This window comes from Bordetella genomosp. 4 (assembly GCF_002261185.1).
Lineage (GTDB): Bacteria > Pseudomonadota > Gammaproteobacteria > Burkholderiales > Burkholderiaceae_B > Bordetella_A.
On the sequence record NZ_NEVQ01000013.1, the window covers coordinates 761674 to 777188 of the forward strand.

At 61.1% G+C, this 15515-nt stretch carries 15 protein-coding genes and 1 tRNA gene; 5 read left to right on the plus strand and 11 right to left on the minus strand.

The annotated features are described in order from the left end of the window. Nucleotides 1-61: 61 nt before the first annotated feature. Nucleotides 62-316: a hypothetical protein gene (locus CAL20_RS25480; protein ID WP_141217686.1), complete on the minus strand. Its 255-nt coding sequence runs from the start codon at nucleotides 314-316 to the stop codon at nucleotides 62-64. A gap of 47 nt (nucleotides 317-363) precedes the next feature. Beyond that, on the minus strand, nucleotides 364-1365 hold the full coding sequence (locus CAL20_RS13750) for a Bug family tripartite tricarboxylate transporter substrate binding protein (protein ID WP_094821697.1): 1002 nt from the start codon (nucleotides 1363-1365) through the stop codon (nucleotides 364-366). Between the two features lie 225 nt (nucleotides 1366-1590). Here CAL20_RS13750 and CAL20_RS13755 point away from each other — a divergent pair, with 225 nt between their 5' ends. Next, on the plus strand, nucleotides 1591-1812 hold the full coding sequence (locus CAL20_RS13755) for a hypothetical protein (RefSeq protein ID WP_094821698.1): 222 nt from the start codon (nucleotides 1591-1593) through the stop codon (nucleotides 1810-1812). A gap of 73 nt (nucleotides 1813-1885) precedes the next feature. On the opposite strand, the gene CAL20_RS13760 is transcribed toward CAL20_RS13755, so the two are convergent. The 9 genes from CAL20_RS13760 to CAL20_RS13800 form a co-directional block, all read right to left on the minus strand. Then, nucleotides 1886-1962 (minus strand) — tRNA-Pro (locus tag CAL20_RS13760). A 127-nt stretch (nucleotides 1963-2089) separates the two neighbouring features. Beyond that, the gene (locus tag CAL20_RS13765) at nucleotides 2090-2527 is read right to left on the minus strand and encodes a MerR family transcriptional regulator (protein WP_094838139.1); all 438 of its coding nucleotides are present in this window, start codon (nucleotides 2525-2527) and stop codon (nucleotides 2090-2092) included. 57 nt (nucleotides 2528-2584) lie between these two features. Next, nucleotides 2585-2926 carry an integration host factor subunit alpha gene (locus CAL20_RS13770; protein WP_094821700.1) on the minus strand — a complete coding sequence of 114 codons (342 nt, stop codon included), beginning with the start codon at nucleotides 2924-2926 and terminating at the stop codon, nucleotides 2585-2587. Nucleotides 2927-2928: 2 nt separating this feature from the next. Next, nucleotides 2929-5346 carry a phenylalanine--tRNA ligase subunit beta gene (pheT, locus tag CAL20_RS13775; RefSeq protein WP_094838140.1) on the minus strand — a complete coding sequence of 806 codons (2418 nt, stop codon included), beginning with the start codon at nucleotides 5344-5346 and terminating at the stop codon, nucleotides 2929-2931. A gap of 13 nt (nucleotides 5347-5359) precedes the next feature. Beyond that, complete coding sequence (gene pheS / locus CAL20_RS13780) at nucleotides 5360-6382, minus strand: phenylalanine--tRNA ligase subunit alpha (protein WP_094838141.1); 1023 nt, start codon at nucleotides 6380-6382, stop codon at nucleotides 5360-5362. A gap of 287 nt (nucleotides 6383-6669) precedes the next feature. Then, complete coding sequence (rplT, locus tag CAL20_RS13785; protein WP_094821703.1) at nucleotides 6670-7029, minus strand: 50S ribosomal protein L20; 360 nt, start codon at nucleotides 7027-7029, stop codon at nucleotides 6670-6672. A 15-nt stretch (nucleotides 7030-7044) separates the two neighbouring features. After that, entirely contained in the window at nucleotides 7045-7242 is a 198-nt protein-coding gene (gene rpmI / locus CAL20_RS13790; RefSeq protein WP_012249552.1) for a 50S ribosomal protein L35, read from the minus strand. A gap of 275 nt (nucleotides 7243-7517) precedes the next feature. After that, complete coding sequence (locus CAL20_RS13795) at nucleotides 7518-9038, minus strand: YifB family Mg chelatase-like AAA ATPase (RefSeq protein ID WP_094838142.1); 1521 nt, start codon at nucleotides 9036-9038, stop codon at nucleotides 7518-7520. Between the two features lie 180 nt (nucleotides 9039-9218). Further along, nucleotides 9219-10193, minus strand: a complete 975-nt coding sequence (locus CAL20_RS13800; RefSeq protein ID WP_094838143.1) for a hypothetical protein — start codon at nucleotides 10191-10193, stop codon at nucleotides 9219-9221. Nucleotides 10194-10401: 208 nt separating this feature from the next. Here CAL20_RS13800 and CAL20_RS13805 point away from each other — a divergent pair, with 208 nt between their 5' ends. The 4 genes from CAL20_RS13805 to CAL20_RS13820 all read left to right on the plus strand — a co-directional run bounded on the left by CAL20_RS13805 (nucleotide 10402) and on the right by CAL20_RS13820 (nucleotide 15470). Beyond that, nucleotides 10402-11448 carry a DUF1611 domain-containing protein gene (locus CAL20_RS13805; protein ID WP_094821706.1) on the plus strand — a complete coding sequence of 349 codons (1047 nt, stop codon included), beginning with the start codon at nucleotides 10402-10404 and terminating at the stop codon, nucleotides 11446-11448. Next, a complete protein-coding gene (locus CAL20_RS13810) occupies nucleotides 11445-13127 on the plus strand; it encodes an ATP-binding cassette domain-containing protein (RefSeq protein ID WP_094821707.1) in 1683 nt (560 codons plus the stop codon). Before CAL20_RS13805 ends, CAL20_RS13810 begins: the two co-directional genes overlap by 4 nt. 77 nt (nucleotides 13128-13204) lie before the next feature. Continuing rightward, entirely contained in the window at nucleotides 13205-14782 is a 1578-nt protein-coding gene (locus tag CAL20_RS13815; RefSeq protein ID WP_141217687.1) for a sensor histidine kinase, read from the plus strand. Further along, nucleotides 14775-15470 (plus strand): response regulator transcription factor, encoded by a 696-nt coding sequence (locus CAL20_RS13820; RefSeq protein ID WP_094821709.1) that lies wholly within the window; start codon nucleotides 14775-14777, stop codon nucleotides 15468-15470. Before CAL20_RS13815 ends, CAL20_RS13820 begins: the two co-directional genes overlap by 8 nt. Nucleotides 15471-15515: the final 45 nt, after the last annotated feature.

The window sequence follows — 15515 nt, forward strand, 5'->3', positions numbered from 1 at the left end:
ATCCGAGGCCCCTAGCGTAAATAGGGACGACTTACAAACCCCTGACTTCTGAATGCAGCAACTACTCGTTGATCCAGTTCTGTGTATCCCTGACGAACCAGGGGAGATTTAATCGTTCACCCTCGCCAGACTGGATCGTCAGCCGGGGTTTTGGCGCAACGTGTACGGTATCGCCATCCTTTGCGGTATAGGTGTATTCCGGCGGCGATGAACCCTGTACCTCAGGAGGCTCGAACGCCGTATTGGCGCACGAGACGAGCAGCGCGCTCATGATCGCCAACGGGACTCGCGATGATGCCAAACGATGGATATGCATGATGCCGGCGGCTCCAGGTAGGTATGCCGCCAAGCATAGCAAATCTATCAAGTCTTATTCAGGCCGCCGATCGATTGAATCACGGCCCGCCATTTTTTAGTCTCGGAATCGACTAATTGGGTCAACGCGTCAGGCGTCGAGCCCACAGGGGTTGCGCTCAAGTCCTTGAGCTGAGCCTGCACATCCGGCTGCGCAACCACCTCATGCAAGGCGCCGCTCAGCGCGTCGACCATAGGACGGGGCACACCGGCAGGCCCGAATACGGCGTTCCATGTCCATGTCTCGTAGCCCGGCACACCGGATTCCGCCATCGTGGGCAGATCAGGAAAAGACGCTACCCTCTCGCTCGTGGTCACCGCGAGCGCGCGTACCGAACCTGCGCGTATATGCGACGCTGCGCCGCTCAATACGTCGAACAGAATCGGAATGTGGCCTGCGATGAGATCCGTCATTGCCGGGCCGCCGCCCTTGTATGGCACATGGGCCATCTGCAATCCCATCATTGATTTGAACAGCTCGCCAGACAAATGCGGTGGCGTACCCACGCCCGATGAGCCATAGCTGAATTGATTGGGCTGCGCCTTCACCAAGGCGATCAACTCTTGTACGTTGTTGGCTTTGACCGACTTGTTGACCAGCAGCACATTAGGCACCGTCACGACCAACGACACGGGCGTGAAATCGGTCTGAGCGTGGTATGGCAACTGCTGCCCCATAGACAGCGGATTGATCACGTGCGTGGCGATGGTGCCCATCAACAGGGTATGGCCATCGGGCGTAGCGCGTGCGACTTTCGCAGCACCGATTGCACCACCGCCTCCGGATAAATTTTCCACCACGACGGTCCGTTGGATACGGTCCCCGAGCTTTTGCGCCACCAGACGGGAAACGACATCGGTCGCACCGCCCGCGGCGAAAGGGACCACCAGATTAATCGGCCCTTTGGGTAGAGCGGGATCAGCGGAACGCCCCAACACAGGTGAAACTGCCAGCCCGAACGTCGCTGAAGCGCCAGCCTGCAATAGCCGGCGGCGTGAAGGATTCTGCATGGTGATGTCTCCGTTTTTGGTATAGGTAATAGACGCATCCCATGGCAGAAGCAAGGATCAGGATGCCGGAGCTGCAATAGTAGGAATCAATCCCTTGATCCTTCAAATAGAATTTTGGCATCGGTGGATCAAGATTGTTGATCGATCGGAAATCAGGCTGAGTTGGGGCTCTGCCTTATAGGGTGTTACGGTTACCGTACGAACATCCGCAAAAAGGAGACGAAAATGAAAACGCAGATTAGCTTCAAAAGGACCGATGGAAGCGATGGCGTAGCGCTTGTCGACGGAGCCATTTCCGACCTGGTACACGCCAAACGCGAATTAGCTCATGCCAAGAGCCTGCCTGTGGTAGAGACTAATGATGGACAGTCAGAGGATATCGATGCACGACTGCGAAATGGAGGCGTCGATCCGAATTCGGTGGAGTTTCTGCATATCAGTGAGTGAGATACCCGCAGAATTGCTCGCTCAGAAACCAGAAAGGGCCTACAGAGAAAACTCTGTAGGCCCTCGGTATTGCTGGTCGGGACGGCGGGATTCGAACTCGCGACCCCTTGCACCCCATGCAAGTGCGCTACCAGGCTGCGCTACGCCCCGAAAGAAAAAGAGTATAGCAGAGATAAAAAAAGCCTGCATCGAAATGCAGGCTTTTTTGAAGAAAAATGCGAAAAATTTTTTAAGGCTTTGCGATACCGACTTGATGACTTCGATATGCCAGACAGACTTATACATTGCTGCCGGCTTGCCCTGCCGAAACGGTCGGAGCAGCGCCACCCGATGATGAATTCAACGCCTCTGCCAACATCGTCGAGATGTTGCCCAATTCGGTACGCAGCGACTGCAACTCTGCCCCACTCAAGCGCACTGCAGCATCCTGATCATGCGGTGTATCGCGCGTATCGCCGAGACGATTGCGCGCGCCACTGATCGTGAAGCCTTGTTCGTACAACAAGGAACGGATACGGCGTATCAGCAGGACTTCGTGGTGTTGGTAATAGCGGCGGTTGCCACGACGCTTTACCGGACTGAGTTGCGTGAATTCCTGTTCCCAGTAACGCAGCACGTGAGGCTTGACGAGACACAGATCGCTGACCTCACCGATGGTGAAGTAGCGTTTGGCGGGAATGGGCGGAAGCGCAACGGTGGGTTCGGGACGAGTCATGGATTGATTTTATGCCGTGATGGACGTTAAGCCGATAACAATTGCCGACAAAGCGTATCACTCCTCGTTGGAGTCCGCACCCGCCGGCTCGGTCTGTTCGACCACGCTTTTCAATTTTTGACTCGCGTGAAACGTAACCACGCGCCGCGCAGCGATGGGAATCGTCTCGCCCGTCTTGGGATTGCGCCCGGGACGGGGAGGCTTGTTGCGCACCTGAAAATTGCCAAATCCCGATAGCTTGACGGCATCTCCGCGCGCCAGGGCATCGCGGATTTCCTCGAAGAACGTATCGACGATGTCTTTGGCTTCGCGTTTATTCAGGCCGACCCGCTCGAACAGCAATTCGGCGAGTTCGGCTTTGGTCAAGGTACGCGGCTCAGCAAGCATAGAGGTTCCCATGATCAAGTACGTTGACGCGCGCCGTGTGCACTGATGAGCGCCTGAGTGATGCGGGCCAGGCAGTCGGCAACACGGGCTTCGTCCAGCGTGACTTCAGTGTCTTGTAGCCAGAAACGGAAAGCAAGACTTTTCTCGGTGACGGGTTTGCCGTCCTGGGGTTTGTCGCGCCATACATCGAACAGGCGCGTGTCTTGCACTACAGCCAATGTAGCATCTGCAGCGATGGTTGCGGCAACGGTGTCCAGCATCGCCTGCGCGCTGACGGGCAAATCGACCCACAGGGCCAGGTCGCGAACGACGACGGGCTGACGCGATAGCTCGCGCACCTGAGGCAGCTGTCCCTGCGACAGGGCCTGGACGTCGAGTTCGAACACGACGGGGGCATGCGCCAAGTCGGCCTGTTGCGCCCAACGCGGGTGCAATTCACCGATCCAACCGACGGGCTGACCATCGAGATCGATGCGAGCGCTACGGCCGGGATGCAACGCAGGATGCGTGGCAGCCTCGAAGCGCAATTCGCTGGCGCGCGCGCCGAACAGAGCCTCTACGTCCATTTTGACGTCGTAGAAATCGACCTGGCGAGTCGGCGTGCCCCACTGTTCCTCAACCGCCGGCCCCCAGGCAGCACCCGACAGGCGCAAGGGCTGGCGTACGCCGGCCACATCGAGCGGACCGTCCTGGTGCGCCGAGTCGCGCAGGAACACGCGGCCCAGTTCAAAGACGCGCACACGCGATTGCTTGCGATTGGCGTTGTAGCGGATGTTGGCGACCAGGCCTGCGATCAGGCTGGAACGCATGACCGACAGATGGCTGGCGATCGGATTGAGCAGGCGGACGGGCTCGTTGTTGCCGGCGTAGTCGCGTTCCCAATCGGCCTCGACGAAGCTGTAATTGACGACTTCCTGGTAGTCCTGGGCTGCGGCCATGCGGCGCAACATATGCGGGCCGCGGCGTTGCTCGGGCTGCGAGAACATCTGGGCACGCGCGATGGGCGGCACATCGGGCAGACGCTCGAAACCGTAGATGCGGGCGACTTCTTCGATGAGGTCTTCTTCGATCTCGAGGTCAAAACGATAAGAAGGCGGGTCGACGATGAAATCATCGCCATCGACCTGGAACGACAGACCGAGACTGTTGAAAATCTGCGCGACCTCGGCTTGGGGCACGGGGACACCCAACACACGATGGCAGCGCGACAGGCGCATGCGTACGGATTGGCGTGTAGGCAGATTCACGACTTGGTCGTCAACGGGTCCGGCCTGGCCACCGCAGATGTCGATGATCAGACGCGAGATGAATTCCAGATGCTCGGGAATGCTGGCGTAGTCGACGCCGCGTTCGAATCGGTGGCTGGCTTCGGAGCTGAATTTGTAGCGGCGTGCGCGGCCGGCGATGGCCTCGGGCCACCAGAACGCTGCCTCCAGATAGATGTTGGTCGTATCCAGCGTGACAGAGGTGGCCTCGCCGCCCATGATGCCGGCCAGGCTCTCGACCTGATCACCCGCCACGACAACGCCGACCTTGGGGTTGAGCTCGACGGTTTGGCCATTGAGCAATTCAAGGGTCTCGCCCTCGCGCGCCCAGCGTACGTCGATATCGCCGCCAATCTTGTCCAGATCGAAGACGTGCGACGGACGGCCCAACTCGAGCATGACGTAGTTGGAGATATCCACCAGCGCCGAGATCGAACGCTGCCCTGCTCGCTCGAGGCGGGTCTTCATCCATTCGGGCGTCGCGGCGCGCGCATTGACGCCACGGATCACGCGGCCGGCGAAACGGCCACATAGATCCGGCGCGGAGACGGTCACGGGCAGGCGATCCTGCAAGGCGACCGGCACGGCGACGGCGGTCGGGACCGACAGCGGAGCACCAGTCAGGGCTGCGACCTCACGTGCGACGCCGAGGATGGACAGGCAATCGGCACGGTTGGGCGTGAGTTTCAGGGTAAAGAGCGTGTCGTCCAGATCCAACGCCTCGCGGATCGACTGACCGGGGGTCAAGGTGCCGGGCAACTCGAGCAGTCCAGCGTGATCCTGGGACAGGCCCAGTTCGCGAGCGGAACACAGCATGCCGGCGGACTGAACGCCGCGCATTTTGGCGATACCGATTTTCATGCCGCCGGGCAATTCGGCGCCGACACGGGCCAGGGGCACGGTCAGGCCTTGGGCGGCATTGGGGGCACCGCATACGATTTGCAGCAGCTCGCCCGAGCCGTCGTCAACCTGGCAGACGCGCAGCTTGTCGGCATCGGGGTGCGGCGCGATCGAGACGATGTGCGCAACGACCACGCCCGTAAACGGCGGCGCGGCGGTGGTGGTTTCTTCGACTTCCAGGCCGGCCATGGTGAGCCGATGAGCCAGTTCGTCGGTAGTGATCGCGGGGTTAACCAGGGCGCGTAGCCAAGATTCAGGAAATTGCATGATCAGCCGTCGGTTATACGTTGAACTGGCGCAGGAAGCGCAGGTCGCCTTCGTAGAATTGGCGCAGGTCGTTGACGCCGTAGCGCAACATCGTCAGGCGCTCGAGGCCGGAGCCGAACGCAAAGCCGATGTAACGCTCGGGATCCAGGCCGAAGTTGCGCACGACTTGCGGGTGCACCTGGCCCGAACCGGAGATTTCCAGCCAACGGCCGCGGTTCGGGCCCGAGGTGAACATCATGTCGATCTCGGCCGAGGGCTCGGTGAACGGGAAAAAAGACGGGCGGAATCGCACGACCAGATCGTCGCTCTCGAAAAAGCGGCGCAGGAAATCGGTGTAGACGCCTTTCAGGTCGGCAAAGGAGATGTCCTCGGCGATCCACAGGCCCTCGACCTGGTGGAACATGGGCGAGTGCGTAGCGTCGCTGTCGACGCGATACGTACGACCCGGAGCGATGACCTTGATGGGTGGCTTGTTCATGCGGGCATAGCGCACCTGCATGGGGCTGGTGTGCGTGCGCAACAGCAGCGGCAGGCCATCGCCGTCTTGCAGATCGACGTAGAACGTGTCCTGCATGGATCGCGCGGGGTGATCCAGGGGGTTGTTCAGTGCGGTGAAGTTGGTCCAGTCGTTTTCAATTTCGGGACCGTCGGCCACGTCGAAACCGATGGAGCGGAAGATTTCCTCGACGCGTTCCCAACTGCGGGCCACGGGGTGAATGCCGCCCATTCCACGGCCACGGCCAGGCAAGGTGACGTCGATGGTTTCGGCAGCAAGGCGAGCATCGAGCTCGGCCTGAGCCAGTTCAGCACGACGCTGGTTCAGCAGGGCTTCGATCTGCTGCTTGGCCTGGTTGATGCGGCCGCCCATTTCGCGTTTTTGCTCGGGGTCGAGCTTGCCCAGACCCTTGAGCAACGCGGTGAGTGCGCCCTCTTTGCCCAGAAAACGCGCCTTGGCATTTTCCAGAGCCGCAGCGTCGGTGGCTTCGGCGAATCGTTCTTGGGCCTGGGAGACCAGGTCTTCAGCCAATAAAGTCATGGAGTCAGTGCCATAAAATGCGCCCCCACGCCGCGCCTGGCGGCTTGCTGCCCCCTTTGAGGGGCTGTTTTGCCTTGGGGCGGCCCGACGGCAAAACGCAACTAAGCCTCGAAGAGGCATTTTGCCTAAAGACGCAGCTCGATGGGCGCATACGCCCTGATACTACGTTCGATGGCTTGCTGCCCCACAAGGGGTGTTTTGTCTAAGTACAGTCCCAGACAAAACGCAAACGGGGCCAAAAAGCCCCGTTTGCAGCGATGCGCGATGCGCGATGCGATCAGCGCACGTTAGGCAGCCAATGCTGCCTTGGCCTGCTGCACGATGGCGGCGAAGCCGGCCTTGTCGCGCACAGCCAGATCGGCCAGAACCTTGCGGTCGAGTTCGATCGAAGCCTTTTTCAGGCCGGCGATGAACACGCTGTAGCTCAGACCCTGCTCACGCACAGCGGCGTTGATACGGGTGATCCACAGGGCACGGAACGTGCGCTTTTTGTTGCGGCGATCGCGATAGGCGTATTGGCCAGCACGCATGACCGCCTGTTTGGCGATGCGGAATACGTTACCGCGGCGGCCACGGTAACCCTTGGCGGCGGCAATGACTTTTTTATGACGGGCGCGGGCAGTAACGCCGCGTTTGACGCGAGGCATAGTAGATCTCCGTTATCAAGCGAAAGGCATCATGGCTTTCACGGAAGCCACGTTGGTTTCATGGACCGCAGCCGAACCGCGCAGCTGGCGCTTGTTCTTGGTGGTCTTCTTGGTCAGGATGTGGCGCTTGAAAGCCTGGCCACGCTTGATCGATCCGCTGCCGCGAACCTGAAAGCGCTTGGATGCGCTTTTCTTGGTTTTCATCTTGGGCATGATGATTCCTACGTTTGTTAATTTAATATGGACGCACAGGTGCTCGACGGGCTGGCAGACGCATCGCCTGCCGGCACGGCAAGACTTGCCGGACCTGGATCCACTTCTGGTTTTCCCCGAAAGATCCGGGAAAGCCTTTGATTATATGGTGATTTTGGGATTTTTGTCTAATTTGATTGCTGCCAATGTTCAAGGTGGTGCTCAATCCCGAGAACACTGTGTCCCCTATTGCCCATTCACAGGCGGCCGACGCAGAACCCTGGCTCCGGTGGAGCCTATCGCAAACGACAACGATACTGCAGCGCCTCGGCGACATGACGAGCCTGTATACGAGGCTGTCCGTCCAGATCGGCGACCGTGCGGGCCACGCGGAGCACGCGATGAGTGGCCCGGGCGGAGCCGTGCAAACGCTGTATGGCCTGAATCAGCAACTGCTGACTCTCGGCATCCAGCTCGCAGTGAGAGTCTATATCCGGGCCCTGGAGCTGGGCGTTGGTGCACCCCTGCCGCTGCTGTTGATGCTCGCGGCAACGGGCAACGCGTTCGCGTACGGGCTCGGAAGGTTCCCCGGCAGGCAGAGATAGGCAGTCTGTGCCTGTCGCCGGCAACTCGATCAACAAGTCGAGCCGGTCAACGAGCGGCCCGGACAATCTGCCGACATATCGAGCCACCTGTTCGGGGGTACACGCACAGGGGCGTTTGGGATGCCCGCGCCAGCCGCAAGGACACGGGTTCATCGCCGCAACGAGCTGGAAATGCGCAGGATACTCGACCGTATGTCTGGCCCGGGCGATAACCACCCTGCCCGTCTCCAGCGGCTCTCGCAGCGATTCCAGTGACCTGCGGTTGAATTCGGGAAGCTCGTCCAGAAAGAGGACGCCATGATGGGCAAGGCTGATCTCGCCCGGTCTGGGATAAGCGCCGCCGCCAATCAAGGCGGCGGCTGAGGCGCCATGGTGCGGCGCGCGAAACGGCGGCTGGCCTGGCAACGCAGCGGCGAGCGCTCCTGCCAGGCTCGACAATGCTGCGGCTTCGAGAGCCTGCACTCGAGAGAGAGGCGGCAGCAGGCCAGGCAATCGCTGCGCCAACATGCTCTTGCCCGCCCCTGGCGGGCCGACCATTAATAAGCTGTGCCCGCCTGCTGCCGTGACCTCGAGCGCCCGTCTGGCCAGAGGTTGACCCCGTACGTCGGATAGGCAAGGCGGATGTGCCGCCTCGGTCCATGGGCTGGGCTGCGCCGCCGGTAGTGTCATGCTGCCCGTCAAATGCGCCGCCACGTCGGCCAGGGTGTTTGCACAGAGCACAGTCAAATCCGGCACCCACGCCGCCATGGCGGCACTGGCCGCAGGCAGAATCATGGTGCTGCCAGGCTGATCGCGGGCAACAGCCAGCGCCAATGCCAGAGGCGCCCCAACGGGCACCAATGCCCCAGTCAACGACAACTCGCCGGCAAACACCAACGTCTGCAATCCCGATGGCGCGGCATCGCCATGCGCGCCTGGCACCGCAATTTGACCCGACGCCAGCAACACGCCCAATGCGATGGGCAGGTCGAAACGCGCCGATGCCTTTGGCAGATCGGCAGGAGACAGATTGACAGTGATACGGCCGTTCGGGAACTCGAAGCCGCTATTGATGATTGCGGCACGGACCCGTTCACGGCTCTCGCGGACCTCGGTGTCTGGCAGACCCACCACGGTAAAGGCCGGCAATCCCACGCCCAAATGCGTTTCTACGCGCACGGCAGGCGCGTCGGCGCCGGACAAGGCGCGGCTGGCAAGGATGGCTAGAGTCATGGCGGCGTCTGAAGTGAAAACGACGGCCAGTATGCGTAAATGCACTCGACTTGGGCAGTGCCATGGTGATAGCGATGTCACGCTTTTCAGGCACTTTTTTATGGTGCAGAAAAAGCTTCATCTGATTTGCGGCGGCGATGGATGGCGTTCCTGAATTAGGCAACGGCACTAGCCCCGCCGTCACTCCATATCAAACAGCCACCGCAGGCCAATCGGCGAACGCAAAATGCGAGCGCCTTCGTGCCCAAGTCGCGGCACGATCTCGAACACATGACTGGCCGGCAGGCTGCCATACAAATACGCCAGATAGTCTCGGTAGGCGAGACAGCGATCCCGCCGGTCGCTGCCTTGCAGCATGGCCGCTGCACTGCGGTCCAGGTGCGGATCGTTGGGATCATTGTCGTGCTCACCCACCAGATAGACGACCTCTTTGCCGGCATAGCTGCGGCGCAGTTCGTCCGGATCGATGCGGCTGACGTAGGCGTTGGGTCGCTGCAAGCCGTATTTGTAATGGTCGTAATCCGGGCAATGCAGCAAGGCCTGCCCGGATGGTTGGCCGTATGCGCCATCGGGCCCGTGGCCGCGGCGGGCGGCGTCCAGGTACAGATACGACGACGGCCCCACCACGATGTGGCGCAGCGCAATGCCCAGCTCTCTGGTCAACGCAGGAACAGAACTCGCTGCCGCATGGCGTTGCACGAATTGTGCCCCTGCCGAATGTCCCACGATAACGAGGCGTTCTAGATCGGGAAAGCGTTCTCGGCACGCCAGGCGCCGGACCATGGCATCGAGCACTGAAAACGCGCTGATGCCTGTGCCGTGGCGCGATGCATCACCCTGTTTCCAGGCCTGCGGCGCCCAGGCCAGCGTGGATGCGCCCAGGCCCCGCGCACGGGCCTCGCGTCGCGTGTAGAACTGCGGCGCGGCCAGCAAGGTCTGGTTACGGATGCCTCGTCCCGCCAGACGCGCGGCCCTGTCCAACGCTCGCCAATAACGGTGGCCGTCGCGCTCGGTGCCATGGACGACCAGTACTGCACGACGTATGCCAGGCTGGGGTTCGTCCAACGTGCTGTCGCTGATATAGACGCAGGCCAGGCCTTCGCGCAGCCAGAGGCGGCGCGCATGCCCGGCATCTGAAACGTGTCGCAGGTTCAAACCGGATTCGCCTCCTACCTCGTGCACAGCGCGGCACTGTGCCGCGCGAATTGATGATGCGAAATCGTTGTAGCACGCGGATTTGAAACTCGTGGGGCTCTTACCTGTTTTTAATCTGGCGCTTTTCTATTTCTCAATTGCGCGCGAGGTGCGCTTGATATCGTGAGCACATCAACTTTTCACGATCGAATATCTTGCGGAGATAGACATGTACGACCTCGACCTGCACCAGCGGTTGCAACATTGCAAGACGGCATACAGCACCCGCCACGTTGATCTGTCCATGGCCACGGATCTGGTCACCACTGTCAGCCCGCGCGCGGGTGACCTGGTCCTCGCGGTAGTGAGCAAGCTCGGCCATCACAAGGCGCTGGAATCGCGTGATGGCCGGCGCTGCACTTTGTTTGTCGGCGACGAAATCGTGGTGGCTTACGGTAATCGCTACGCACCGGATCAATTCGAAGCGGAAATCCGCGGCGACCTGGGCCCATGTGACCTGGTCGCCGCAGGCGGCATCGCTTCCAATGTGTTGTCGCGCAGCGCGAAAACCAGTGCTGCGACTACCATCACGCCCGTGGGGTTGCTGGCCGATCGCACGGGCCGGATCCTGAACGTGGCCGATGCGGCGTTGCCAACTTTACGTGAGCCCAAGACCGCTCGTGTCTACGCTGTCATCGGTGCGTCGATGAACGCCGGCAAAACCACAACCGCCGTGAGCCTGATACGCGGTTTTCGCGCTGCAGGATATCGCGTCGGTTCTGCGAAAGTCACGGGCACCGGAGCAGGCGGCGATTTGTGGCGCATGATGGACGCCGGCGCCCGCCCTGCTCTGGACTTCACCTCTGCTGGCGTGGTGTCCACGTACAAGGTAGAGCACGCAGAGCTGTTGCGTATCTGCTTCACCCTGGCATCGCATGCCATGAGGACCGGCATCGATGTTCTGGTACTGGAAATCGCCGACGGGCTGTACCAGCGGGAAACGGCGATGCTGCTGCAATCGCCGGAATTCCAGCAGTTGGTCGATGGTGTGTTTTTCGCCGCGCGCGACGCACTCGGCGCCAAGGCCGGCGTCGATTGGCTGGCGCGGCATCATCTCAAAACGCTGGCGATCAGCGGCATCATCACCATTGCGCCCCTGGCCATCCAGGAAGCCACTGAGGCTGTCGGGCTGCCCGTGCTGGGCCTGGATGCGTTGGGCGACCCGGCCATGCTGGAAGAATTGACCGGCGCGGAATCGGTGCAGGCCGTCCTGTGAAGCGCCGCGGGCCGCTTCCAGCCGTATTGGCGGGCAGCCGTCGTGGACTGATGGCGTGGCTGCTGGCCAACGGAATCGCGCAAGCAGCCACCATGGCGGGTATCGCGATCGCCACGCGGCATGGCTTTGACGGGCTGCATCAACCGGAAGTTGCGCCGAATTCGGTACTGGCCCATGCCGCGGCAATTGCCGTGCTGGGCCTCGCGCTGATGTGGCTGCGTATGGCAGAGCGGACCACGGCGGAAAGACTGGGCCAGAGTTATCTGACGGCGACTCGCCTGCGGCTTTTCGATCATCTGAACAATCTGCCCAGCCGCGTGCTGCAAAAACGCACTCAGGGCGTCCTGATGGTGCGTTTTGTCGCTGACCTCAATGCGCTCAATGACTGGGTCAGCCGCGGGCTGGCTCGGCTGGCGGTGGCGGCGATCACGATCGTGTCGGCCGTGGGCGTATTGGCTTGGCTCGATCCACTCATCGCCACCTGTGTCGCTGGGGCGATCGCGGTGGCAGTGGCAACGCTGGCGGCGGCCGGTTCGCCCCTGTACCTGCGCGTGCGCGAACTACGGCGCGCACGCGGCCGCATGGCTGCCAATCTGGGGGAAAAACTGAATGTCTATTCGCCGGTACGCGTATTCGGCCGCACACGCGGCGAACGCTCGCGCCTGCAGAAGCAAAGTTCGCGGCTGGCGCAGGCGGCCGTATCACAGGCTCGCCTGGCTGCTTTGCTGCGTGCGGTGCCGGATGCCGCGTCGACCATTCTGACCGCGTTGGTGCTGGCTGCGGGCCTGTTACGCGTGCAGCAGGCCGGATGGGGCACCCTGTTGGCGGCCATCCTGGTAGTCAACCTGCTGGATTCGCCGTTACGCGATCTGGGCCGTATTTTCGTGTTCTGGCAGAACTTCCGCGCGGCGCGGGATGTGCTGGGCGGCTTTTTGCGCCTGCCCACGCTGGCGTCGGGCCGGCGCCTGCCGCCCCTGAGTCCTGGGCCAGGCCATTTGGCGCTGGACCAGGTATCGGTGGCCGGTGCGCTCACGCAGGTCAGCGCCGAGGCGCCTGCAGGCTCGCTGATCGCCATCACAGGCGGCAGCGGCGCGGGAAAGTCCACGATACTGGGGCTGGCTGCCCGCATGTTCGATCCCGACCAAGGCACGGTGCGCCTGGACGGACAAGCGCTGGCCGCGCATGATCTGACCTCTATCCGCCAAGCGGTAGGCATGATCTCGCCCGATCTGCCGCTGTTGCGCGGCTCGATTCGGCGAAATCTGACTTATCGTGCGAGCGACGCCAATGATGCCGAGATTGCCGACGCCTTGCAGTTGTGCGGATTGCAGCAGGCCATTGCCGCCCTGCCACGCGGCCTGGATACCCGCATCGCCGAGCGTGGCGCCGATCTGCCTGCAGCGCTGCGGCAGCGGCTGATCGTGGCACGGGCGGTAATGGGCGGGCCGCGCCTGCTGTTGATCGATGATGCAGACGCCATGCTCGACGAGGTACGTACCGGTACGCTTGCGCAGGTGTTAAGACGCCGCAGCACGACGATTCTGCTGGTCACCAGCGATCCGCAATGGCTATCTGCGGCCGACGCGGTATGGCGTCTGGATGCAGGGCAACTCCAATCAGTTAAAGAGACGAAACATCTACATACATCAGAACATGCATGTGCGGAAGTAAATATATAAAAGGATGCCCTCGCCGGGCGCCTCCGCACAAGTATGATGCGCGGCCCATTCGCGTACTCTGAGTGTATGAGGATAACTTGAGTATCAAGACTCGGATCTGGGTGTTCCAGTCCATAGTCGCCTTTTCCGTCATAGTCATGGCGATTACTTCTGTCTTTGCCACGCGCACAGCCAAGGATTATTTCGACCGGCTTTTGCATGCGCGCAAAGAGCTGGCCCTGACGTCTGATCTGGCGATCAACGCCAATCGCTATGCGGAGCAGATCGCCGAACTGATATTGATCGGCCCTGCGGAACTGTCTGATTTCGAAAGCGCCCGTGCCGACGTTTATAAATCGTTCTTCGACTTGAAGCAGCTGGATCTGCGCATCAAGGCAGAATCGGAGCGCGACGACATCATGACGCTGTCGCTCTATGAGCGCATGCATCTGCTTATCGACAGCATAGGCGGCTCCGTCGATGAGTTGCTCGCCCTGTCCTTGACCGGCAAACGCGATGAGGCCATTGCCCTGTTCCGTTATCAGATCGAGAACCGGCTGGATTCGGAGCTCGAATATCTGATTGCCGAGAATGTCCGCAGCAAACAAGCCGAGGTCGACGCGCTGGAGTCTGTCACTGAACAATTGCGACAGAAGGTGACGGTGTCCATGCTGAGTTTGCTGGCAGCCCTGCTGGCATTGATCTCCGTATCGGGCTATTTGCTGGCCCGCTCCATTGGCCGCCCTATCCGAGCCCTGGCAGCAGGCACGCGCGCCATTGAACAAGGCTCGCTGCACTATCGCATCGGCAGCCAGGCGCGTGACGAACTGGGCGTACTGTCGCGCAGTTTCGATGCGATGGCCGAGCAACTGCATGCACAGCACGCGCAATTGCTCGCGTCCAAGAGCCAATTGGAATGCGAGGTTGCGCAACGCACACGCGACCTGGCCCAGGCCAATCATCGGCTGACCCAGGTAGACCAGCAGCGCGTACGCCTTCTGGCCGATATCAGCCACGAACTGCGCACTCCGTTGACCGCGCTGCGGGGCGAGGCCGAGATTGCGCTGCGCGGCAAAGCCTGGCACGAAACGATGTACCGTGAGGCGCTCGCTGCGGTGGTGGCGCGCGCGCAGGAAATGGGACATCTGATCGAAGACCTGCTTTTCCTGGCGCGTTCGGAGGGCGATGATATTGCATTTGAAAAAGACGCCCTGGACCTGAAGGAAGTCGCGCGGGCGGCCATCCATGACACCAATGTGCTGGCCTGCCACCGGGATGTGCGTCTGGTGATGCGTCAGGATGCGCCAGCGGACGGCGTGCCCATATGGGGCGATCGGGCACGGCTCAAGCAGGCCGCCATGATCGCGTTGGACAACGCGATCAAGTATTCACTCGCCGGCACGACGGTCGAGATCTCGGTACACGCAGGCGCACAGGCGCAGCTGGTCATCCGTGACCACGGCGTGGGCTGCGCTGCCGACGAGCTGTGCCATGTTTTTGAGCGCTTCTATCGCGGTACGGCGGCACGTGAGCGCTGGGCAGCCGGCAGCGGCCTGGGCCTGTCGATCGCTCGCTGGATTGTGCAGAAACACCAAGGCACCGTCGAGTTCAGCAGTACCGTCGGGGAAGGCTCGACATTCACCGTTCGACTGCCATTGAGACATCAACATGTATAACGCCAGAATTTTGCTGGTCGAAGACGACCCTCGCATTATTTCTTTCCTGCAGCGCGGCCTGCAAGCCGAAGGCTACGGCGTCGAAGTCTCGCGCGATGGCCAGCATGGATACGAAACCGCTCGCGACGGCGAATTCGATCTCATCATCCTCGACCGCATGTTGCCGCGGATGGAGGGCGTTGAAATCTGCGCCCGCTTGCGCGCGGATGGTTGCCGCTGCCTGATTCTGATGTTGACGGCCAAAGCGGAACTGCAAGAACGGATTCAAGGCTTAAAACAAGGAGCGGACGATTATCTGTCCAAACCATTCGCATTCGACGAGCTGGTGGCGCGCATGCAGGCGCTGTTGCGCCGGCGCCAGGATGGCCGCGCCCCAGGCACGACGCTCAGCGTCGGCGATCTGCGGCTGGATTTCGCCGCCAGAACTGCGCATCGTGGCGAGCGCCGCATCGAACTGACGGCGCGCGAATTCGCGCTGCTGGCTTATCTGATGGAGCATGCCGGTACAGTGGTCAGCCGTGCGCGGTTATTGCGCGACGTCTGGGGAATGGACTTCGATCCGGGCACCAAGGTGGTAGATGTCTATATCCGTTATCTGCGACGCAAGATCGAACAAGAGGGCGAACTCCCCCTGCTGCGCACCGCTCGCGGCTTTGGCTATACGATCAGTGCAGAAAAGGTCGATTAGAAAAGACCGATTCGACCTTTCGTGATGATGCTGCAGCAATCTAGT